At 55.2% G+C, this 19,749-nt stretch carries 19 protein-coding genes; 11 read left to right on the top strand and 8 right to left on the bottom strand.

Annotated elements, in window-relative coordinates; all coding sequences use genetic code 11:
• Window position 1 precedes the first annotated feature (1 nt).
• From HYE77_RS22400 to HYE77_RS22385, 4 genes are read left to right on the top strand one after another with little or no spacing between them, the layout of a single operon-like run.
• Window positions 2-784, top strand: coding sequence for an ABC transporter permease (locus tag HYE77_RS22400; protein ID WP_003217654.1), 783 nt, complete (start codon window positions 2-4; stop codon window positions 782-784).
• Complete coding sequence (locus HYE77_RS22395; RefSeq protein ID WP_008433408.1) at window positions 784-1,623, top strand: ABC transporter ATP-binding protein; 840 nt, start codon at window positions 784-786, stop codon at window positions 1,621-1,623. Before HYE77_RS22400 ends, HYE77_RS22395 begins: the two co-directional genes overlap by 1 nt.
• Window positions 1,620-2,573, top strand: a complete 954-nt coding sequence (locus HYE77_RS22390) for a HEAT repeat domain-containing protein (RefSeq protein WP_177069374.1) — start codon at window positions 1,620-1,622, stop codon at window positions 2,571-2,573. The genes HYE77_RS22395 and HYE77_RS22390 overlap by 4 nt, the downstream gene beginning before the upstream one ends.
• Complete coding sequence (locus HYE77_RS22385; RefSeq protein WP_008433404.1) at window positions 2,570-2,887, top strand: DUF971 domain-containing protein; 318 nt, start codon at window positions 2,570-2,572, stop codon at window positions 2,885-2,887. Before HYE77_RS22390 ends, HYE77_RS22385 begins: the two co-directional genes overlap by 4 nt.
• Here HYE77_RS22385 and HYE77_RS22380 read toward each other — a convergent pair.
• Together HYE77_RS22380 and HYE77_RS22375 are read right to left on the bottom strand one after the other, a co-directional pair.
• Window positions 2,872-4,077 carry a multidrug effflux MFS transporter gene (locus tag HYE77_RS22380; RefSeq protein ID WP_134326627.1) on the bottom strand — a complete coding sequence of 402 codons (1,206 nt, stop codon included), beginning with the start codon at window positions 4,075-4,077 and terminating at the stop codon, window positions 2,872-2,874. The two genes, HYE77_RS22385 and HYE77_RS22380, sit on opposite strands and share 16 nt — an antisense overlap.
• Before the next feature lie 198 nt (window positions 4,078-4,275).
• The gene (locus HYE77_RS22375) at window positions 4,276-4,635 is read right to left on the bottom strand and encodes a helix-turn-helix domain-containing protein (protein ID WP_008433396.1); all 360 of its coding nucleotides are present in this window, start codon (window positions 4,633-4,635) and stop codon (window positions 4,276-4,278) included.
• Between the two features lie 98 nt (window positions 4,636-4,733).
• Between HYE77_RS22375 and HYE77_RS22370 the strand changes: the two genes are divergently transcribed.
• A complete protein-coding gene (locus tag HYE77_RS22370; RefSeq protein ID WP_087692989.1) occupies window positions 4,734-5,483 on the top strand; it encodes an SDR family NAD(P)-dependent oxidoreductase in 750 nt (249 codons plus the stop codon).
• Between the two features lie 548 nt (window positions 5,484-6,031).
• Here HYE77_RS22370 and HYE77_RS22365 read toward each other — a convergent pair.
• The gene (locus HYE77_RS22365; protein ID WP_177069373.1) at window positions 6,032-7,342 is read right to left on the bottom strand and encodes a hypothetical protein; all 1,311 of its coding nucleotides are present in this window, start codon (window positions 7,340-7,342) and stop codon (window positions 6,032-6,034) included.
• A 137-nt stretch (window positions 7,343-7,479) separates the two neighbouring features.
• A complete protein-coding gene (locus HYE77_RS22360) occupies window positions 7,480-7,845 on the bottom strand; it encodes a tetratricopeptide repeat protein (protein WP_177069372.1) in 366 nt (121 codons plus the stop codon).
• 484 nt (window positions 7,846-8,329) lie between these two features.
• Here HYE77_RS22360 and HYE77_RS22355 point away from each other — a divergent pair, with 484 nt between their 5' ends.
• Both HYE77_RS22355 and HYE77_RS22350 read left to right on the top strand, forming a co-directional pair.
• The gene (locus HYE77_RS22355; protein WP_177069390.1) at window positions 8,330-9,298 is read left to right on the top strand and encodes a toll/interleukin-1 receptor domain-containing protein; all 969 of its coding nucleotides are present in this window, start codon (window positions 8,330-8,332) and stop codon (window positions 9,296-9,298) included.
• A gap of 81 nt (window positions 9,299-9,379) precedes the next feature.
• The gene (locus tag HYE77_RS22350) at window positions 9,380-9,757 is read left to right on the top strand and encodes a hypothetical protein (protein WP_177069371.1); all 378 of its coding nucleotides are present in this window, start codon (window positions 9,380-9,382) and stop codon (window positions 9,755-9,757) included.
• A 98-nt stretch (window positions 9,758-9,855) separates the two neighbouring features.
• Here HYE77_RS22350 and HYE77_RS22345 read toward each other — a convergent pair whose 3' ends face one another.
• On the bottom strand, window positions 9,856-10,047 hold the full coding sequence (locus tag HYE77_RS22345) for an antitoxin Xre/MbcA/ParS toxin-binding domain-containing protein (RefSeq protein WP_177069370.1): 192 nt from the start codon (window positions 10,045-10,047) through the stop codon (window positions 9,856-9,858).
• A 246-nt stretch (window positions 10,048-10,293) separates the two neighbouring features.
• Window positions 10,294-11,454: a DUF3800 domain-containing protein gene (locus tag HYE77_RS22340; protein ID WP_177069369.1), complete on the bottom strand. Its 1,161-nt coding sequence runs from the start codon at window positions 11,452-11,454 to the stop codon at window positions 10,294-10,296.
• 595 nt (window positions 11,455-12,049) lie between these two features.
• On the opposite strand from HYE77_RS22340, the gene HYE77_RS22335 reads away from it, so the two are divergent.
• Window positions 12,050-14,479, top strand: a complete 2,430-nt coding sequence (locus tag HYE77_RS22335) for an AAA family ATPase (protein ID WP_177069368.1) — start codon at window positions 12,050-12,052, stop codon at window positions 14,477-14,479.
• A gap of 167 nt (window positions 14,480-14,646) precedes the next feature.
• Here the strand turns inward: HYE77_RS22335 and HYE77_RS22330 are convergent, their stop codons facing one another.
• Complete coding sequence (locus tag HYE77_RS22330) at window positions 14,647-15,504, bottom strand: hypothetical protein (RefSeq protein WP_177069367.1); 858 nt, start codon at window positions 15,502-15,504, stop codon at window positions 14,647-14,649.
• Between the two features lie 562 nt (window positions 15,505-16,066).
• Here HYE77_RS22330 and HYE77_RS22325 point away from each other — a divergent pair.
• Window positions 16,067-16,975, top strand: coding sequence for a restriction endonuclease (locus HYE77_RS22325; RefSeq protein ID WP_177069366.1), 909 nt, complete (start codon window positions 16,067-16,069; stop codon window positions 16,973-16,975).
• A gap of 156 nt (window positions 16,976-17,131) precedes the next feature.
• Window positions 17,132-17,479 carry a hypothetical protein gene (locus HYE77_RS32660; RefSeq protein ID WP_256347467.1) on the top strand — a complete coding sequence of 116 codons (348 nt, stop codon included), beginning with the start codon at window positions 17,132-17,134 and terminating at the stop codon, window positions 17,477-17,479.
• Between the two features lie 110 nt (window positions 17,480-17,589).
• Here the strand turns inward: HYE77_RS32660 and HYE77_RS22315 are convergent, their stop codons facing one another.
• Window positions 17,590-18,594, bottom strand: coding sequence for a DNA-binding protein (locus HYE77_RS22315; protein WP_177069365.1), 1,005 nt, complete (start codon window positions 18,592-18,594; stop codon window positions 17,590-17,592).
• Window positions 18,595-18,793: 199 nt separating this feature from the next.
• On the opposite strand from HYE77_RS22315, the gene HYE77_RS22310 reads away from it, so the two are divergent.
• On the top strand, window positions 18,794-19,741 hold the full coding sequence (locus HYE77_RS22310) for a tyrosine-type recombinase/integrase (protein WP_177069364.1): 948 nt from the start codon (window positions 18,794-18,796) through the stop codon (window positions 19,739-19,741).
• The last annotated feature ends 8 nt before the right edge of the window (window positions 19,742-19,749 follow it).

Below are 19,749 nucleotides of genomic sequence, written 5' to 3'. Positions count from 1 at the left end.
CATGACAAGCACCCCATGGCGCTGGCTGCCCAAGGCCGCTTCCTTGCTGTTGTGCCTGCTGTTCTGGCAGTTGGCGGCCAGCCAGCACTGGAACCTGTGGCTGGTGACATTTGCCAATGTGCCCACGCCGGGCTCCGTGGTGCAGGCTGCCCTGGGGCTGGCGGACTCGGGCAAGCTTGTGCGGCACTTGAGCGCAAGCCTGACCCGGGTGTTCGAGGGCTACCTGGCGGCCGCGCTGGTGGGGATCGGCCTGGGCATCGCGATTGGCCGCTGGAAGTGGGCGGAAGACCTGCTGTTGCCGCCGCTGGAGGTGATCCGGCCGATCCCGGCGGTGGCCTGGATCCCGCTGGCGATCCTGATGTTCCCGTCGTCGGAGCTGTCGATGATCTTCATCACCTTCACCGGCGCGCTGTTTCCGGTGCTGCTCAATACGGTGCATGGCGTGGAAGGCGTCGATCCTCGGCTGATCGCCTCGGCGCGCAGCCTGGGGGCAGGGCGCCGGGCGATCCTGCTGGAGGTGATTTTGCCGGGCGCCGCGCCGAGCATCATCACCGGCCTGGCGATTGGCATGGGCACTTCGTGGTTCTGCCTGGTGACAGCGGAAATGATCTCCGGCCAGTACGGCATCGGCTATTACACCTGGGAGTCCTACACCATCCAGAACTATGCCGACATTGTCGTTGGCATGCTGTTGATCGGCGTGCTGGGCATGGGCAGCAGCCTTTTGGTCAAGCGTCTCGGCGCACTGTTCACTCCCTGGCATCGACCACGAGGTAAAGCCTGATGAGTCATCTTGAAGGCCGTGTCGACATACGCGGCTTGTCCATTGTATTGGGCGAACAGCAGCAGGCATTCGAGGCGGTGAAAGCCCTGGATTGCAGGATCGAGCCGGGGCAGTTCGTGTGCATCCTCGGCCCGTCCGGGTGTGGCAAATCGACCTTGCTCGGCGCGCTGGCCGGGCATCTCACGCCAAGCCAGGGCACGCTGGAAATGGATGGCCAGCCGGTTGCCGGGCCGTCCCAGCAACGGGGCATGGTGTTTCAGCAACACACGCTGTTCCCCTGGCGTTCGGTGCGCGAAAACGTTGCCTTCGGCCTGAAGATGCGCGGCGTAGGCAAGGCCGAGCGCCTGGCCGCCGCCGATGAGATCCTTCACCTGGTGGGCCTGGAAGGTTTTGCCGAGCGCTGGCCCAACCAGCTGTCGGGTGGCATGCAGCAGCGGGTGGAAATTGCCCGGGTGTTGATCAATCGTCCCGGCCTGCTGTTGATGGATGAGCCGTTCGGCGCGCTGGATGCCCTGACCCGCATGAAGATGCAGGCCTTGCTGCTGGACATCTGGACGCGCATCCGCACAACTGTTGTGTTTGTCACCCATGACATCGACGAAGCGCTGTTCCTGGCCGACCGCATCCTGGTCATGAGCCCGCGCCCCGGGCGCATCATCGAGGATTTCCAGCTGACTTTCCCAAGGCCGCGCAGCACCGAACTGATGACCTCGCCGGAATTTACCCACCTCAAGCGCCATTGCCTGGAGCTGCTGCACCACGAAGATGGTCGCCAGTTACCACGGCTGAACCCGCTCGGGCTACCCAACGATCACCCAAGACCGCGATTTGCCATATGACCTATGAAACCGAAAACCCCGACATCCAAGCCCTGCGCCCGCGGCTGCAAGCGCCGGATGCCGGCATGCGCCGGATCGCCCTGATTGACCTGGCTGACCTGGAAGACCCCGACGGCCTGGTGTGGCTGGTGGACAGCCTGCGCCACGACCCGGCCACCGACGTGCGCGCCCAGGCTGCCAGCCTGCTGGAGGCGTGGGAAGAAGACGCAGTGGTCAAGGCGCTGTGCCAGGCGCTGACCGACACTGAAGCGTCGGTACGTGATGCCGCCGCCCAGAGCTTGAGCGTACTCAAGACGACGCAGGCGGGCCGGCTGTTATTGCCTTGGGCCACCCACGCCGACGCGAGCGTGCGCACGGCAATCTTCCGTGCCCTGCGCGAGTTGCGCCTTGAAGCGGCGGCGCCGTCGGCAATGCTGGCGCTGAACGATACCGATGCGGGGGTGCGCCGCGAAGCGGTCGGTGTACTCGGCTGGCTCAAGCACCTGCCGGCATTGGACGCCCTGGCGAGGTTGGCCAGCAGCGATCCGGACACCGAAGTCCGGCGTGCCGCCACCGGCGCCCTCGGTTTGGCCAGTGATGAGCGGGTACTGCCGGCGCTGTATGAAGCGTTGCAGGACGCCACCTGGCAAGTACGGGAAGAGGCCGCGACCACCTTGGGCAAAGTCGGTAGCACCCGCGCGGGCGACGCCTTGATCACGGCGCTGGCCGATGACTACTGGCAAGTCCGCCTGCGCGCCACCCGCAGCCTTGGGCGCCTGCGGTATGCACCGGCGTTGCCGGCGCTGCTCCTGACGTTGGGCCACAGCATCAGCAACCTGCGCAAGGAAGCCGCCCTGGCGCTGGGCGAGTTGGGCGACCGACAGGCCCTTGGCCCGCTGCGTGACGCGGCCGACGATGGCGACCCGGAAGTACGCAAGGCGGTGCGCATTGCCCTGGCACAACTGCAATGAACAGTGCACCGAACGGCATTGGCCGCGATGATGATGGGCGCTTGAGGCTGGAATGGCGCGACGGCGTGCAATGGATCGACCACGCTCGCCTGCGCCGTGAATGCCCGTGCTCGCAGTGCCGGGCCTTCCGATTGAGAGGCATGCCGCCGCTGGTGTCGGACCGTGTCCGGGTGCTGGAGGTCCATCCCCAGGGGTATGGCGTGCAGTTGATTTTCAGCGATGGGCACCAGCGGGGGATTTACCCGTGGGCTTATTTGGCGGCAATGGGGCTCCAGACCGGGGCGCCAATCTCCGCTGGTCAGGTGCGCGACTGAGGTTGCAGGTGTGCCGGCAGGCGGCGCAGCGTCCACCACACCGTCAGCATCGCTGCCACGGCGCTGAGGGCGATGCCGATCAACATCGGCGCCGGTGTGTGGTCTGCGAACAGGCCGGCCAGGGACATGGCTACGGCGGCGGTGATCATCTGGATCGCGCCCAACAGCGCCGAGGCCGAACCGGCCACGGCACCGTGATCTTCCAGGGACAACACGCCGGCCGCCGGCAACAGCAAGCCGAGAAAGCCAAAGCCAATAAACAGCAGTGCCATCATTAACGGCAGGCTGTTGCCCCACAGTGTGGTAAGTGCCAGCAAGGCCATGACCGTTGCCACGCCCGCCACCGACCAGCGAATCAACGGTGCGAGGCCGAAGCGTGCACTCAAGCGCGCGGTCAACTGGCTCAGGGCAAAAAACGACGCCGCGTTGAGGGCAAAGCACAGGCTGAATTGCGTTGGCGTGAGCCCGTAGTACTCGATGTAAACGAATGGCGCGCTGCCGATGAACACGAAGAACGTCGCAAGGCCAAAACCGCCCACTACCGACAACCCGGTAAACACCGGATCACGCAGCAACGCGCCGTAGCTGCCGAACGCATTGCCCAGGGTCTTGCCCAGGCGGCGTTCGGCGGGGTGGGTTTCCGGCAATTGCACGGCGGTCATGATCAGGCACAGCACTGCGGCCACACCCAGCACCCAAAACACTTCGCGCCAGCTCCACACGGCAATGATCACGCTGCCGGCCAGCGGCGCGAGAATCGGTGAAATGCTCACCACCAGCATCAGCAACGCCATCAGGCGCGCGGCTTCATGGCCGGTGTACAAGTCACGCACAATCGCCCGCGGAATCACCATCCCGGCGCAGGCGCCAAAGGCCTGCAACGCCCGGAAGCCGATCAGCACCTCGATGGAGGGGGCGAGGGCGCAACCAATGCTGGCCACGATGAAAATCGCCAGGCCGGCATAGATCGGCGGCTTACGCCCGAACACATCGCTGATCGGGCCGTAGAACAGCTGGCACACACCGATGATCATGAAGAACACCGTCAGGCTCATCTGCACCGCGGCAGGCGAGGCATGCAGGCTGGCGCCGAGTGTCGGCAACGCCGGCAGGTAGCTGTCGATGGCAAACGGGCCGACGGCGGTGATCAACCCCAGCAGCAGGGCGAGGTGGGCGATACTTCGAGACATGGTGGTTCCGGGCGGCGGTAAAAAAGAGGGGCCAGCTTAGTGATCGCCCTCGGCGCATACAAGCCGGTGTTTACAGACTCGCTACATAGTCACCAGCGGCAGGGTGTCGTGAATAGGCAATTGATACGGGAGATAGACGTAAAGTATTGATTTAACTCAACTAAATATCCATTTAGTCGAGTTGGATATTTCGCGAATTTAAGGCTGGGCGAGGGCGGTCGCTCGGCGCTCACTGATGCGTTCAACCGCCAGCATATGGTCGGTGCCCCATTGGCAAAGCGGCCCCAATGCCTGGGCCAGCGAGCGTCCGAAGGGAGTCAGGGAGTATTCGACCTTTGGCGGTATCTCCTTGTAGTCGATGCGCGCGATGATTTCATCGCGTTCCAGCTCCTTCAATTGCTGGATCAGCACCTTGTCCGTCACGCCGCCAACGGCGCGCCGCAGTTCGCCATAACGGTGAACTTCATGGGCCAGGTGATACAGGACCAACGGTTTCCATTTCCCGCCAATCACCGCCAGGGCGGCGTCGAGCCCGCAGTTAAAGGTGCTGTTTGACATGTTTTTGCCCTCAGGCTGGGTACTTACCAAAAGGTGCATACTATTCAAAACAATAGCGCAGATCTACGCTTGGGCCTCAACATTTGAGGGAAACACTCATGAACAGGCTCAACGGGAAAATCGCCGTCGTCACCGGTGGCAACAGCGGGATCGGCTTGGCCAGCGCCATACGCTTTGCGGCCGAAGGTGCACAGGTCGTTATCGTGGGACGCCGCCAGGATGAACTGGACAAAGCCTTGGTCCTGATCGGGCATGACGCGATCGCGATCCAGGGCGACATTTCAAACCTGCGTGATCTTGAGCGGGTATTCGCGCAGATCAAGGCTGACAAAGGTCGTGTAGATGTGTTGTTCGCCAATGCGGGCCTTGGGGATCTGGAGCCCATTGGTGCGATCACGGAGGAATCGTTTGATCGCACCTTTGGCGTGAACGTGAAAGGCACGTTGTTCACCGTACAGAACGCGTTGCCATTGATGAGCGCCGGTGGCTCGATTGTGCTGACAGGTTCGACGACGGCCTCGATGGGCACCGCAGCGTTCAGCGTCTACAGCGCGTCGAAAGGCGCACTGCGAAACTTCGCAAGAAGCTGGGCGCTGGATCTGCAAGGCACAGGTATTCGCGTGAACGTGCTTTCACCTGGGCCGACAACGACACCAGGTTTGGACAGAGCGCTATCAGGTACCGGCCAGAAGGATGCGATTGTCGATTCGATGGTTACGCGTGTACCGCTGGGTCGTATGGGGCAGCCAGATGAAGTGGCGAATGCGGCATTGTTTCTGGCATCGGATGAGAGCAGCTTCATGACGGGCAGCGAGATGTTCGTGGATGGCGGTTTCGCTCAGGTGTGATCCAGGCTCATCGACCAAATCGAGACAGGCTGGGTTTGGTCGATGAGGAGCGTGGTGCACTGGTTGAAATCTGGCTGGCACTGACCCTGATAACGGATCACATGATTACGCATAATGTATATTATGTTAAAAGATGTGCCATGCCAGAAATGTTCATGAGGCTCATAAGGCACTGATTCGACAAACCCGCAGTACGCTGAAGTGAATCTTTGTACAAAAAGGTCTCTCCCTAGCGTTTACGCCCTAAATACGCGATGCCTAGCGATCACTTCAGCTGTCCGCTGCTCCCGCATTTTCAGAAGGCTAAGACTCATCTTAAGTTCCAAAACGCTCATTAGACCCCTTCATTGCTTTTGATAAAGCTCATGATCATCTTCAAACGGCCCGATGCAGATCTCGGCAGCTAAAATTATAGCCTCACCAGCTTGGGGTCGCATCAATCTACGCGCTGAACAATCTTTATTTCCCGGTCTCATACCAAACCTAACCTTTACTTCACCTACGAACTCTTAGTACTAATGATTACTTCAATTGATCGTTTCGTAGCGTCAGGCTGGCTTCCCCGTTTTTGAGGTAAGGCGCCTCAGGCCCTCTAATAGCGCAGTGAAATCTACTATCTGAATTTGACTCACAGTTCTCTTGTATCCCTCAAGGGCCGTCAGCGGAGCTTTGTTTTTTGGCAGAGTTCCCGCGATCACCACATATCTGGTCTTGCCTCCGTTAAACGTACGTGAAAACTCCAGCGTTTCATTCACAGCGGATTGGATCTGTGCTGAAGCGACCCATGATGTCGTCGCCGCTCCCCTGCTTATTTTTGTGACTAAAGGCGTATCAGGGCTTTTGATTATCAGAACTAGCGCTGATTCAGAAGCTATAATAATGCCTTCGTCACTACTGTTGGTGTCTCGTTTCCGGGAGCTCTTGCAGATTCCGCAAAACGGGTCTTTCAGAACTTCATGAATTAATTCTGTGTGCCTACTAATAAACGTCTTCCATGAGCTTGCATCTTCTTGGCTGGCCAACATGACTTCATATTCGGAAATCATATTATTTAGTATTGCCCTTTTGACGTGTGACCATAGGCGCCAAGCCTGCTCGGGAGACGATGTTAATACTGGGAGCAGCACCTCATCCAGGTATGAAGGTCTTAGACTGTTTAAGACGAGCTCCTCTCTGAGGTCGGAGCTCGCTGGGTAGTCTGTGGCTCTGGTTTTCGAGACAACCTGAAGCTGGCTGGCTAGGGTCAAATTCCGCTTTGGTTTATTTATGTTTCGCAACCGGTGATCAAAAGAATTGCTGTAGTCATCTGCCAGTTTCGCCAAGACGCTCTCGGAAAGCCTAAATATTCGTTTGTTCTGGAATGTAGAACCTTCGAAGACAAGCTCTAAAGTTTTGATGCTTTTGGGCAAATTCAACATCGATAATGGAGCAATGAATTTATTTTTTAGGCCGAGCCCGTGGTTGCAAAGATGAAAGAACCTAGGGTCGAACACCCATTCTATGAATGAAATGGCGTCTTCTGGCTCGCGAGGCGGCACGCTGGGAAACGGTTTAGGGGGGCGGTATCTGATGCAATTGATTGTCTTGTGGGTAGGTGTGAGGTAAAACTCAGAGGTGGCATCAGAATTAACAGGCCAAGTATCGATCCGATCCTTATAAATTCTTGCCAATGTGTGCCATTCTTCAACTGGCTGGCTTTTTAGATAGCCATCTATATTTTTGAACGTCTGCATTCGCAGGTCTACAAATCGCTCGCCTTTCCGATAGCCCGGCTGAGTGGCGAATCTCACAGGGTAGTTATTTGTCGATGAGTCGATTTTGGGCTTCCCTCGTCGCCCCCATTTTATATCGTTGGCCATCGAATACCTCTGAAGCTATTTGCCAAGTCTGCTCAATAATTACAAACACCCTGCCCCTACAATCCTACACCGGCTGTCATTTTATGCGCTGATTGCCTCTGCTTCCATTGCCTACCACAAAGTAATGACTCTACCGATTACTCAGCCTTGACCCTCTTACTCACCGAAGCCAACCTGCGCTTAACCCCAATTTTTGGATTCAAGGCCAGCGCCTCCTCATAGACCTGGACTGCTTCGGGGTACTGGCCCAGTTGCTCGTGGGAAAGCCCCTGGACATTGAGCGCTGTGGGCTTCCATGCAGGGTTTTCATCTGCCCCGAGCGAGCGGGCACACTGCAAAGCGGCCAAAACTTCGTGGGTGCGATCTTCTGTCAGGTCGCCCTCCCCTAAAATCCTTTCTGCCGCAAGAATGATGCAGTTGTAGCGGGATGAGTTGAGCTTGGCATTGCCCAATGGTTCGGGATCTATGAATCGGCCATCGATGTCGTAACGGGAGCTTCCCATACCTTCCCCCTCCTAGCTGGCCTCGTCCGCGTCAGCTGTTTGGCACCAGCGACCCTGAACACCTGAGCTGGTTCTGGAGTACATTTGCACTCCACTGCTGCGCAGCGCGAAGTTTCGAGCCTTTTCCGTACCCTTCGCGTTCGACGCCCGATTGAAAATGTCGTCCTGAGGTGGTGATTGAGGCACGGCAAGAGAACGCCCAGGCGGCCTACTGTTTAAGCGACATCGGGCTTCTACCCTGCCTCACCCGGCGTTGATCAAGACCCCCTGTCGGAATGGCAGGGCAACATCAGCGCTACCTCATCCCTTCTGACAGAAACAAGGTGGCCTCCAAACTGATCCGAACAACCCACACTTCCTTCTGGTGATTGTTGGTTTCGCGGGCTTTCGCCTTGACCAAACGTCCCAGCAAAGCCTGGGCCTGTACTCTCCGGTGAGCTCACCATATGATCGGAAGAGCAGCTAACGGATGGGAGTAACCATTTTGCCGAACGTCTTTTTCTCTTACTGCCATGCCGACGAGGCGCTACGCGACCAACTGGAAAAGCAGCTGTCGATGCTCAAGCGCCAGCGGGTCATCGAGACTTGGCACGACCGCAGAATCGGCGCCGGTCAAGAGATCGATGCAGCCATTGATGATCACATCAACAGTGATGAAATCATTTTGTTGCTGGTTAGTCCCGATTTCATCGCCTCAGACTACTGCTACAACATCGAGATGGCCCGCGCGATGGAGCGCCATGCTGCTAAGGAGGCGATCGTCATTCCTGTAATTCTTCGCCCATGCGATTGGCACCATGCCCCGTTCGGCAAGCTGCTTGGCACGCCTCAAGACGGCAAGCCAGTGACGCTGTGGCCGAATCAGGACGAAGCATTCCTGCAAGTGGCAAAGGAGGTGCGTAAGGCCGCCGAGCGATGCAGCCTCAGCCCAACGGCGACATCCGTGCGATCTGACCGCGACGATTTTTCAATGGGTGCAGCGCCCTTCCCTTCGACACCGCCTGGCCCTAGATCAAGCAACCTGCGGATGGCTAAAAGCTATACCCAGCTGGACAAAGACCGCTTTCTGCTCGACAGCTTCGAGTACATCTCCCGTTATTTTGAGAATTCACTGACGGAGCTCCAGGCACGGAACGCAGGGTATGAAGGGGTCTTTCGTCGTGTAGATGCCAATCGCTTTGCTGCGAGTATCTACAAAGACGGTCACGACGTTGCGAAGGCAACTGTGTTCACCGGTGGCCAGCTAGGCGCGGGGATCTACTACAGCCATGGGGATTCGTTTGGCGGGGGCTCGTACAACGAGGCGCTAACGGTTGATACGGACGATCAATCTCTGTACCTGAAGACATTCGGTATGTCGTTTCATACTCGGCAAGACCAGAAGCTTTCTCAAGAAGGTGGTGCCGAAACTCTTTGGAGCCTGTTGATCGCACCGCTCCAACGCAATCGTTGAATGACGTATTCGCCAGGCCACGGTGCACTGTTCTCGCTTACCCGCCACCAAAACGTACGACCCATGTAGAAGGCTCATATCATGGAAGTCGTCCGGCTCGCTCACATTACATTTAACCGCATCGGCTCAGCGAGTGGTGGCGGAGGTTTCAGTAGCCAACACCAGGTGAAGTTTTCTGCTGAGATGACAGAAACGGATCAATCGACTCTAAGGCAATTGGTGATCGCGATAGCCGAAGCAAATGGTGAAGCGGCGGGAGCCTTGCAGAACCTGAGCTATGAGCGGGGCTGCGCGGGAGAATCTGTATTCAACATCCAAGGCCCGAACACCTTTTACAGCACCGCTTATGCCGAATGTCGCATCATCCATGCGTTGAAGGCCAACGGATGTTACTTCAAGCTTGAGGTGATTGATGACAGAGACATCACACCCTTTACCTATTCTGAGAAGCGAAATTGAATCGCGTCACAGGGCACAGTTATGCCGCAGAAGGATTCGGCGTCACCCTCGCCCACTCGGCCGAGGATTTCTTGGCCCGAGCTCTAGCCCGTTATTTATCAGCTGGCATACCCATGATCGATCTGCGTCAGCACTTCAATAACCCGATCTAAGCTTTCCTGATCTTTCACAAACTCCAGCGGTATCATGCCATCGAAGAGGTTCCTGGGCGTCGACAGCCACACAGCTGCTCTGGCTTTGTCGCCGAACACCGTTTCAGCTTTTTGCCACACAAGATCGAAATTTTGCACAACCCCTCCGCACCAACGAATTCGCCATCGCCGTGTGAGGCTGGCTAGACGTCAATCACGGTGGGGTTGCGCTCAGAAGGAGCTCCGTGATCTCTGGCCTGGTCAACCTCATACCTGAGCGTTTATTTCATTAGAGTATCAAGCCACCTTCCCTGAAGCGACCTCGGCAGACTGCAATACTGCCGGTACCGCCCAAAATGATGGAGGTGGAATGACGCGCACGCGTCGTCCAGGTCAGGTCGTCGTTCACAGCGGCTCCAACGACTGGAGCAGCTTTCTGATTTCCGAATACTGATCCGCGCCCAAAATGTCATAGTCTCCGATGCTGCTGAGGCGGTAGACATCCCGGGCTTTCTTGATTCGGTCAAGCAGCGGCAAAATTTGGCTTGAGGCCAGTTCTAGGAAATCGTTTATGTCAGCCCGCGTGCGGGGGATCTTATAGCCCTTGGCAGCGCTGGCGATGATGACCTCAGCGTCGCGCAACTTCGCAATTCCACTGGATCTGATCTTCTGATCAGAAAGACCATGGAATCCCCTGTCCGCGAGGTGCTTGGCTATGTCACCCGTGGAGACATACTCATCGGCGACGAAATCGCTTCTGAAGCGTAGGTAGTCCAGGATGCATACCTGAAGACGCTCATCCTCATCCAGGTGCTGTCCGACCTTAGATAGGAATTTGTCGGCTTGCTTAAGGGCCTGTTGATGGACGCGGTGATCGGCCAGCGCTGATTCGTCCATAGGAGGCGGAATCAACGACTGGTAGCGTGGTGGCCATTCCAAAATGCCCAGCGTTCGGCTACGCAGGATGTTCCTGTAAGCCTCGACAACCTCACCGCTAGCCTTACCCTCGTAGATGTGCGCGACACTGCCCGCGAAGAAGTCCGCTACCTGGATGAGAACGTCGTCTTTACTGCTCTTGGTCTGAAACGCGGTGTCACGGAAGAGATCTCCCGAATAGCGTTCCGATACGTAGTCCCTCAGGCTGGCCTGAAACTCGGGGCCGCCATGCTCATCCACGGTCATGTGCAGGTCGGGACAGTGATCAAAGAGCCGCGAATACAGAAGGTTGTTCACGTGCTTGATGAAAGACTGCTTGAACTGCAGCCCCCCGTCCTGGTAAACCCGACGCTTGTCTACCACTGTGAAAAAGAGTTTGAGCGGTAGCTCTGCGAGATCAACGAGAATCCGCCGGCGCCGATCCGCGTCTTTGGCTCTGAGTTTGCTGGACTTGATCTCCCCTGACTGGAAATGCCTCGCCCTGGCTAGGCCAGCAAGCTCGTAAGCTTTCGGCAAATCCGTTTCAGTGACGATGACGGAGCAGATCACAAAGAAGTCGGAGCTACCCGACTTCGAGGTATCGAGATCGTGATTACCCGACTCGTCTACAAATGCGAATGTCCTTCCCACGCACTCACTCCCACAGCCTGGGCGTATGGCGACGCCATAGCCGATTGCTGATTCTGGGCCAGCATCTGAAGGCGACGCCCTCAACCCTGTCCTCTTTTATGAGATAGCTTTATGCCACATCATGGGGGATGGCGCGAGAACTGCTGGACTGCAGCTCCAGCCATTTTCCGCTTAGAACCCTACTCGGAGCCGGTCACCGCTGTCCGCCTGGTTTGAGACTTCACTGGGTGGTGTTTCTCCACTTTTGGTGGAGGGGTGTAAACGCAACCCTCAATGCCCTCCAGGCCTGGTAATACTGAGCTGCAGAGCCGCTCCATTCGCTGCGAAACCGCACATCAAGAAATTTTGTAAACCGTGGCCTGAATTCAGAGTCCATGGTTTACATTCTTCCCTGCCCCGCCCAACGCACCTCCATCCCTCAAGCGACGTCCTGGGATGGCTGCTTTTGCATAAATTGCCATGCCGTCTACGCTTATGCGGCCAATCGCCGTCACGCGATCAGCCAGCGGTTAGGCAGGTATTGCATCGCCTATACCTTCTAGATTTTCACTGAGCAGGGGCCCCTCAGCGCCCCTGCGTGCTGGGATGCCCCTTCATGATCGAGTCGATTAGTCTGTCCAACATCGCCACCTATAGTGCCGTGAAGCCCGAAGTAATCAACCTTAAGCCGGTCAACTTCATTTATGGGGCGAACGGGGCTGGCAAGACCACAATCAGTCGGCTCATTGATAAGCCTGGCATCTCAGCAGATTCCAGCATCACATGGCTCAGAAATACGCCAGTGCCAGCAATGATCTACAACAATGACTTCATTGCCGCCAACTTCACAGATTCCAAAGAATTCCAGGGAGTATTTACACTAGGCAAGGCCGAGAAGGATCAGCTTGATCGACTAAAAGACCTCAAGGATGAAAGAAAGCGTCACGAGCAGTTGAAGGCCAAGTCAATCATTTCTCTTGATGGTGAAAATGGAAAGTCCGGAAAAAATGCTGAACTGGCCTCTTTGGAAACAAAGCTGCTAGGCCGATGCTGGGAGCAGAAGGTGAAGCATGATGAGCATTTTAAAGGGGCATTCACTGGCCTGAGGAATAACAAGGAAGCGTTCAAGGCGAGGGTTCTGCAGGAGCATACAAGTAACAAATCCGCCCTGGTGGACTTGGCGGATCTCCAGGCTAGAGCGGCAGTTCTGTACGGCGATCAGCCTTCGAGAATAGCGCCTGTTCCGATTTTAGATTTATCGAGACTCACCGCATTCGAGACAAGCCCAGTTCTCTCTAAGAAGGTGATAGGTAAAGATGATGTAAGCATATCAGGCATAATTCAGCGGTTGGGTAATAGCGACTGGGTGAGGCAGGGTGTAAAATTTCTGGAGCATACGGACGAACAGTGTCCGTTCTGTCAGCAGGATCTGCCTCATGACTTCGAAAAGGAACTTGCCGAATACTTTGATGAGACCTTTGAAGCCGATTCAAAGGCAGTATCCGCTCTACGCAACAATTATTACCAGGCTGCAGATGACCTGTTGATCCAAGCGCGTGCACTGCTGGCTTTAGATTGTGCTGAATTAGATAAGGATAAGCTTGTTCCTGAAATTCAAGCATTGGAGGCTGTCGTTCTTGTTAATATGGGGCGAATGGACAGTAAGCTGGCTAGTCCAAGCGCTAAGATTGTTCTTGAGAGGCTGGCGGATATTCAAGCTGGTATATCCGGGGTTATTAATGTTGCGAACGCGAAGATCTCGGAGCACAATCGCCTCGTTGCTAGTTTCACTGCTGAGCAGAGCAAGCTCACTGACGAAGTATGGAAGTATATTTTAGGCGTTGAGCTCAAGAATACGTTGTCTGATTATTTTTCTGGGAAAGACACATTGCAGAAGGCTATCGCCGGGATTGCATCGAGTCGGGATAGGGCTTCGGCTAGCATTGATGCTGTAGATGTCGAAATCGATAAGATTGAGACCGATCTCACAAGCGTGAAGCCAACAGTGACTGCCATCAACAAGATTCTTAGGAATTTTGGCTTCCGAGGCTTTTCACTCGATCCTGCCTGTGTAGGTAATTCGTATAGGCTGATTCGAGCAGATGGGAAAGATGCAAAGCAAACCCTGAGCGAGGGTGAGAAGACCTTCGTGACATTCCTCTACTTCTACCATCTGCTGAGAGGGAGCGTTACGACCTCGGGTATCACCAGTGATCGAATCGTGGTCATTGATGACCCCGTTTCTAGCCTTGATAGTGATGTGCTGTTTATCGTGAGTAGCCTGATAAAAGAGCTATTCATTGAAGTCAGAAAACCTGGTAGCCATATTAAGCAGGTTTTGGTGCTTACCCATAATATACATTTCCATAAAGAGGTTACTTACGATCAGCGTCGTAAGCCCGATCAGTCCCTCGGTGACGAGACGTTCTGGATCGTGCGCAAGCCCAACGAGCACTCAGTGATTGAATTTCACCCGAGTAATCCCATCAGAACCTCTTACCAGTTGCTCTGGGCGGAGCTGAAGAGAACGCCTTTGCCAGTGCTTACGCTGCAGAACACCATGCGCCGGATTTTGGAGAATTACTTCAAAATCTTGGGTGGTGTCGATACGTACCATTTGGTTGACGAGTTTGAAGGTATCGAAAAAACGCAGTGCCAATCTCTAATGAGCTGGGTGAATGACGGGTCGCATTACGCTCCGGATGAGCTGTATGTGGCTATCAGCGACACGATGGCTACGAGCTACCTAAAGATTTTCTTCAAAATATTCAAAGCTGCCAAGCATGACGCGCACTACAAAATGATGATGGGCGATGCTTATGTGGATCTGGATCCAGATGAGCCTGCAGAGTTGCAGGCGGAGGCTAAGACAGCGAGTGATGATGTCGTTGTCGCTGATGATGTACGAGTTGCTGATCTGCCCCTAGGCGTTATTGGGCCTGATCCATTACCAGCCAGCAAGGCCATAGTGGTACCAACTGCCGCGCCGATTGCTCCCAAACCTGAGAGCGACCAGCTTGGGTTCGACCAGGAGATACCGTTCTGAAACTCTTGGACTTTCTGAGGCTGCCGTTTCTTCTGCATCGATACCAACCCCGTTTTTGGATCGTTAGCTTTATGGCGGTCTCAATCAGAAATAGATTTGAGACCGGTGGTCGTAAGTCTAGCCTGCTTGTCTAGGTAGTTAAGCGGGAGGCTTGGGGGAGAAAGACTCTAACTAGATTCTGGGTTACGTGGTCGCTTAGGTATTTCGGGTTTTGGGGATCTTGGCGTGAGTGGGGGGAGAGTCTGCGTAGGTGTACCGCTGTACTGTGGGGCGCGCCACTCATTGCGAAGTGCTGATATTTGCTCTTGGGAGAGTTTCTCAATCAAGGAATCGCTTTTTTTTGTGATTTCTTCTGTCAGATATTTTTCGGTGTGCGCTAAGCATGTATATAGCTTGTTGCAGCTTTCGAGGTGGAATTCATAGCTGTGATGGGTCGGGTTTTTATTTATAACGACATTGCCAAGGTGGTCTATGTGAAAGCTAAGGTGATGTTGTCCGTCACTTGAAGTCTTGTGGGCGTATTGGTCGTTGCGCAATGGCTTGATCATGTCATTAAAGAAATTTTTTAAACTCTCGTTCCCCTTGAATACCTTGTCTGCATTAAGTCTTAGGCGAATTTCTGTGTCATTGAACATTTGCATGTATCCAACCACTACCCCGGAGAACAGAGTCTCCAGGCTAGTTACTAGCTTTGGTTCAAGAAAGGAAAGAGCATAGAGAGATCCAGAGCGATATTTTATGTTCCAGATTGCGTCGCGATCTCTGTCTATCTGCGTTTCGGAGGTCGGTGGGGTTGATGCCAATATCTCTTTCATGGCTTCCTCCAGCTCCGGCGGGATAGGCATCTTCGGGCTTTCTGAGGCGGGCGGGTAGTATAGTGTAATTATTGGGGATAATGCAGTTTTCAGGATGATGGTTTGATACTTTAATTCTATTAGGTCTTCGACGGTTGAGATTAGTCTCAATATCAGCGGGTTGTCTTTGAATTCCGGGCAATCTTTTGGGAAAGGAATTGTTTTGGTCATTGTTGTCGAGTTTCTTGGCTTTTGTGTGGTTGTTGTTAGGCGGGCTGCCTTGGGTGTTTGATCGTTAATGCTGTTATATGCTTGATTAATTCGGTTGAGTGTGCCTGAGAGGCTGGCTCACTCCAATTGGAGTGTTGCGACAAACAGGTGTCGCTGGAAAAACCCTAGTTTCAGCTCTCTCAGAGGCTGGAACTGTACTGAATAGGTGGTCTGCCTTTCAAGCTAGATTTCGTAGGTGGTGATGGCTCAGCAGCGCTGACCAGTTTTATGAATAAGGCAGTTGCACGCATTGCTATGGATCGTAATCGGTCTTTGATTGTTATAGTTGTGTGGGGTGGGGTGTTAAAGCCTGCGTTTAGCAGGCGGGTGACAACCGGAATGTCGGATGAACAGGTATCAAGTGACTCTCGCCTGGACTGTATTGTCCCTTGCGCGCGAGTCCGAACTCTGGCTCTCCAGCGTGAGAAGGGGCGGTGCGTGAGCCGTCGATTGAAACGATGGTAGTGGCGAGCAGCCTCCTGCCCTTACACTGGGCTTCCCTTTGACGCGCGTGGACTGTTCTATGAGTTTTCCATCCGACATCAAGCTGGCCATGCGGCAGTGCATTCTCAGCCTGTTCTGGCCAAAGGACGACATTGTCAGTTTTTTTGGCAACCACAGCTGCACCAAGGCAGATATCAGCGCGCTCGGTGACTACAAGGCACTGGCGCGCGCAGCGATCATTGACGCGATGTTTGCTCACTTGAGCCGCAAGCCAGATGATGGCCTGGGTCAATTCAGGGCCATGCTGCAAACGCTCGTCAACTGGACGCATTTTGACGAATACTACTTTGACCGCCTGCAGAAGCTGAATCGGACGCAAGCCCAGAATGCGATTGCCCACCTCAAGCAGTTGCAGGAGATTCGTGACCACAAAACCCATGAGGTCAGGAGAGAGCGGGAGCGGCGGGAGGCAGAAAGTCGCACAGCCAAGTCCACCCTGCCAGACCTCAAGAAGCAGTTCATTTCGCTACTTCAGGGCGAGCAGACTGGAAGCAAGCGCGGGTACGCATTGGAGCGAATTCTTCATGACCTTGCGCGCGTATCTTCATTGGAGGTGACGGAAGCATTCCGAGAAAGGGGTGAGCAGATTGACGGCGCCGTCAAATACGACGGTGAGCATTACCTCATCGAGGCGAAGTGGCAAGAAAAGGCAGCTGCCAACGAGTCGGTGTACCAGTTTGCGGGCAAGGTTGAAGGCAAAATGTATGGCCGTGGCCTGTTCATCTCGATCCACGGTTTTAGCGAGCAGGTCGTTAGCTCGTTGATCGCTGGAAAAGCAATCAAAACGGTGTTCATCGACGGAGCCGATCTCATACTCGTATTGGAGGGGTTGCTGACGTTCACCCAGATGCTGGATTGCAAGATCAAGGCAGCTCAAACACGTGGCTTGATTTACGTCAACGCAATGACAGGAAATTCGAAGCTCTAGATCCCCATGGTTGACGCCCTACAGCAGTAGCGGCTTCGGCATTGCCCTACTGAGGGCCGTCAATCTTTGCAAAAATGTTCTGCGCGCTGGCGGGTCAGTTCCAAAACTTCACATTCAGGGTCGCCAATCGCGTGGCGCCTCACTCAGGCGCCCCGTATGGGCCGTCCCCCCTCAAGCGCGGTGGTCGCCTTCAGCGCTAAGCCAAGTGTGATGTGCTATCGGATAGTGGCACTATGTTATCATTTTCGCTCGGCACATATGGATCGCATACAGCAACAGGAGGCGCTTGCACGGGTGATGCATAACACAGACTCGAACATCGTTCATGAGGCAACGGCTGCGGCCCTGGGTTTTTACTACCAGAGTCAATTTGCACTACTGACCCTCCTTTCTCAGAGCTCTGATGATGCCGAGCATCATGCCGCAGTCGCGGTGGAGAGGCTCGATGATGTGGAGCTTAGGGCCAATGAGCAAACGCTGCTCTATCAGCTAAAACATTCCTGAAAACCAGCGCTTGTCGGATGCACTGCAGGCTTTAGAGGAAGCGCCGCAGTAAGCCAACACCTCCCGTTGAAACAGGGCGTGCGCGACTAGACCATACAGGCCTAGATTTCTCACCCTTGCTCAACGCCGGCAACGCCACCATCAGGTTTTTTGCTTTCACAGAGCTCCAATGCCCTCATGGTGTCCGCGAGCTGCTGGCTTAGCTCTATCGACGTCGCTTTTAGCTGGGTGACTTCCGCATTCACGATCTCGGTCGCATTTCTGGCGAGAGCCAACTGCTCTTGGAGCATATCTTTCGCGCCCTCCGCCCGCGCTGCTGCCATATTGGCAGCGCCCAGATCTCCTTCCAAGCGCTTAAGCGCATCCTGGTTCTGATGAGCAAGCTTGCTGTGCTGGCGCGCCTCTCCCAGCAAGCGTTCGTTGTCGCGGTTGAGCCGCGTCAGTTCGTCCTGGCGAACCATCAGTGTTCTCTGTGCCTGCAACAGGTCATGCTGCAATTTCTGGAGCTGAGTTTCATGCCGATGCTGGTCTTGCTCACGCTGCTCTTTGATCGCATTGCGGTAGTGCTCCAGGGCATCGCGAGCCTGCACATGCTTCTCCTCCAGCGATCGCACCAGGTCACCCTTCTCCTTCACGCGCAGCTCAAAATCAGTACAGCTCTGACTGAGGCGCGCATTGCGATTGAGCTCTGCCTGTAGCGATGACTGCAACGTGTTCATTTCCTCGGACTGACTGGCCAGCACAGCATCGCGGCTTGCAGTCTCTTGTCGAGCATTTCTGAGCTCATTTTCAAGCCCCTCGATCTGCTCATTCAGCGCAATCAAGCTTTGGGCATGTGAGGTGCGCTCCTCTGCCAGAACAGCATTGCTCTCCTCCAACAGCCTTTTAAGAAGCTGAGCCACGAAGCCGGAGAGCTCATCGCTGAGTCGGTTCGAATCAGACTGGGCACGTGGATCCGCAGCGTCCAGCTCCTGCAGGTATCGAGAAATTGTGGTTTTAGAGCCGGTATTCCCCAGCTCCACACGTACGGCATCAATGCTCGGGTTAAGGCCACGCGCCAGCAGCGCACTCCGCGCTTTTTGCACCAATGCTTTATTAATGCCGCCCCGAGCCATGATTCATCTCCTACGATTTCGTACCGAGTTACATGTCATGTAACTACATATCCCTTTGATTGAATTTTAGACGATTTTACGAGCCAGTTCTAGGAACCTATAATGGAGCCTTATGGCTTCTAGACGATTGATCCGGCCCATTGACCGTCCTTGTCGCCTGGTCAGGGCCCCAACACACCCGGTTTCAAGGTCAAAAAAGATGGACAAGGCAAATCGATACCTACAGGCGGGTACACGGGAAAACACGCGCAAGAGCTATCGGGCGGCCATTGAGCATTTCGAGGTCACGTGGGGTAGCTATCTCCCCACGACGGGAGAAGGAGTCGTTCGCTACCTGGCGGAGTACGCCGACAAGCTCTCACTCAACACCCTCAAGCAACGCTTGGCGGCGTTGGCGCAGTGGCATATCACCCAGGGCTTTCCCGATCCGACGAAATCTCCAAACGTGCGCCAAATGATCAAAGGCATCAGGGTTGTGCACCCCACCAGGGTCAAGCAGGCCGCCCCGCTATTGATCAGGCATCTGGAGCAGGCGATTGAATGGCTGGAACGTGAAGCGGCGGCTGCTCTGGAGCGTGGCGACTACAAATCGCTCGTGCGCCACCGTCGGTCGGTCGCAATGGTGCTTATTGGATTCTGGAGAGGATTTCGGGGCGACGAGCTCGCCAGGCTCACTGTAGAAAATACAGAGGCCTCAAGCGGTGAGGTCATCAGCTTTTACTTGCCCTACACCAAGGGTGACCGCGCTCATGAAGGCCAGACCTTTCAAACGCCGGCGCTGACAAAGCTCTGCCCTGTCGAGGCGTACATCAATTGGATTACTGTTGCCGGACTCACCAAGGGGCCGGTGTTCCAGCGTATCGACCGCTGGGGCAACCTTTCGGGCAAAGCCATTCAGCCCCACAGCCTGATCCCGCTCTTGCGCCGTATTTTCAAGGAAGCTGGCCTGCCCGAGGCGCTCTACACCAGCCACTCGATGCGCCGGGGATTTGCGACTTGGGCATCGGCGAATGGCTGGGACATCAAGGCGCTAATGGGCTATGTCGGGTGGAAGGACATGAAGTCTGCCCTGAGGTATGTGGATTCAAGCGTATCTTTTGGAGGACTTGCCGTGCGGTCGGGGACAGTGCGCCTCAACACTTTCTAAGCCTTGCT

This window comes from Pseudomonas sp. IPO3774, from assembly GCF_013386835.1.
In the GTDB taxonomy this organism is placed as follows: domain Bacteria; phylum Pseudomonadota; class Gammaproteobacteria; order Pseudomonadales; family Pseudomonadaceae; genus Aquipseudomonas.
Note: the sequence above shows the minus strand (reverse complement) of the source record. Positions and strands in the feature narration are given on the sequence as shown.

What these genes read in the sequence shown, in the direction of transcription:
- HYE77_RS22360 (WP_177069372.1), bottom strand. Translation starts at nt 7,845, where the DNA reads ATGGGAAGCTCCCGTTACGACATCGATGGCCGATTCATAGATCCCGAA.
- HYE77_RS22325 (WP_177069366.1), top strand. Translation starts at nt 16,067, where the DNA reads ATGAGTTTTCCATCCGACATCAAGCTGGCCATGCGGCAGTGCATTCTC.
- HYE77_RS22310 (WP_177069364.1), top strand. Translation starts at nt 18,794, where the DNA reads ATGGACAAGGCAAATCGATACCTACAGGCGGGTACACGGGAAAACACG.
- HYE77_RS22380 (WP_134326627.1), bottom strand. Translation starts at nt 4,077, where the DNA reads ATGTCTCGAAGTATCGCCCACCTCGCCCTGCTGCTGGGGTTGATCACC.
- HYE77_RS22335 (WP_177069368.1), top strand. Translation starts at nt 12,050, where the DNA reads ATGATCGAGTCGATTAGTCTGTCCAACATCGCCACCTATAGTGCCGTG.
- HYE77_RS22350 (WP_177069371.1), top strand. Translation starts at nt 9,380, where the DNA reads ATGGAAGTCGTCCGGCTCGCTCACATTACATTTAACCGCATCGGCTCA.
- HYE77_RS22385 (WP_008433404.1), top strand. Translation starts at nt 2,570, where the DNA reads ATGAACAGTGCACCGAACGGCATTGGCCGCGATGATGATGGGCGCTTG.
- HYE77_RS22375 (WP_008433396.1), bottom strand. Translation starts at nt 4,635, where the DNA reads ATGTCAAACAGCACCTTTAACTGCGGGCTCGACGCCGCCCTGGCGGTG.
- HYE77_RS32660 (WP_256347467.1), top strand. Translation starts at nt 17,132, where the DNA reads ATGGGCCGTCCCCCCTCAAGCGCGGTGGTCGCCTTCAGCGCTAAGCCA.
- HYE77_RS22330 (WP_177069367.1), bottom strand. Translation starts at nt 15,504, where the DNA reads ATGACCAAAACAATTCCTTTCCCAAAAGATTGCCCGGAATTCAAAGAC.
- HYE77_RS22395 (WP_008433408.1), top strand. Translation starts at nt 784, where the DNA reads ATGAGTCATCTTGAAGGCCGTGTCGACATACGCGGCTTGTCCATTGTA.
- HYE77_RS22370 (WP_087692989.1), top strand. Translation starts at nt 4,734, where the DNA reads ATGAACAGGCTCAACGGGAAAATCGCCGTCGTCACCGGTGGCAACAGC.
- HYE77_RS22365 (WP_177069373.1), bottom strand. Translation starts at nt 7,342, where the DNA reads ATGGCCAACGATATAAAATGGGGGCGACGAGGGAAGCCCAAAATCGAC.
- HYE77_RS22315 (WP_177069365.1), bottom strand. Translation starts at nt 18,594, where the DNA reads ATGGCTCGGGGCGGCATTAATAAAGCATTGGTGCAAAAAGCGCGGAGT.
- HYE77_RS22390 (WP_177069374.1), top strand. Translation starts at nt 1,620, where the DNA reads ATGACCTATGAAACCGAAAACCCCGACATCCAAGCCCTGCGCCCGCGG.
- HYE77_RS22400 (WP_003217654.1), top strand. Translation starts at nt 2, where the DNA reads ATGACAAGCACCCCATGGCGCTGGCTGCCCAAGGCCGCTTCCTTGCTG.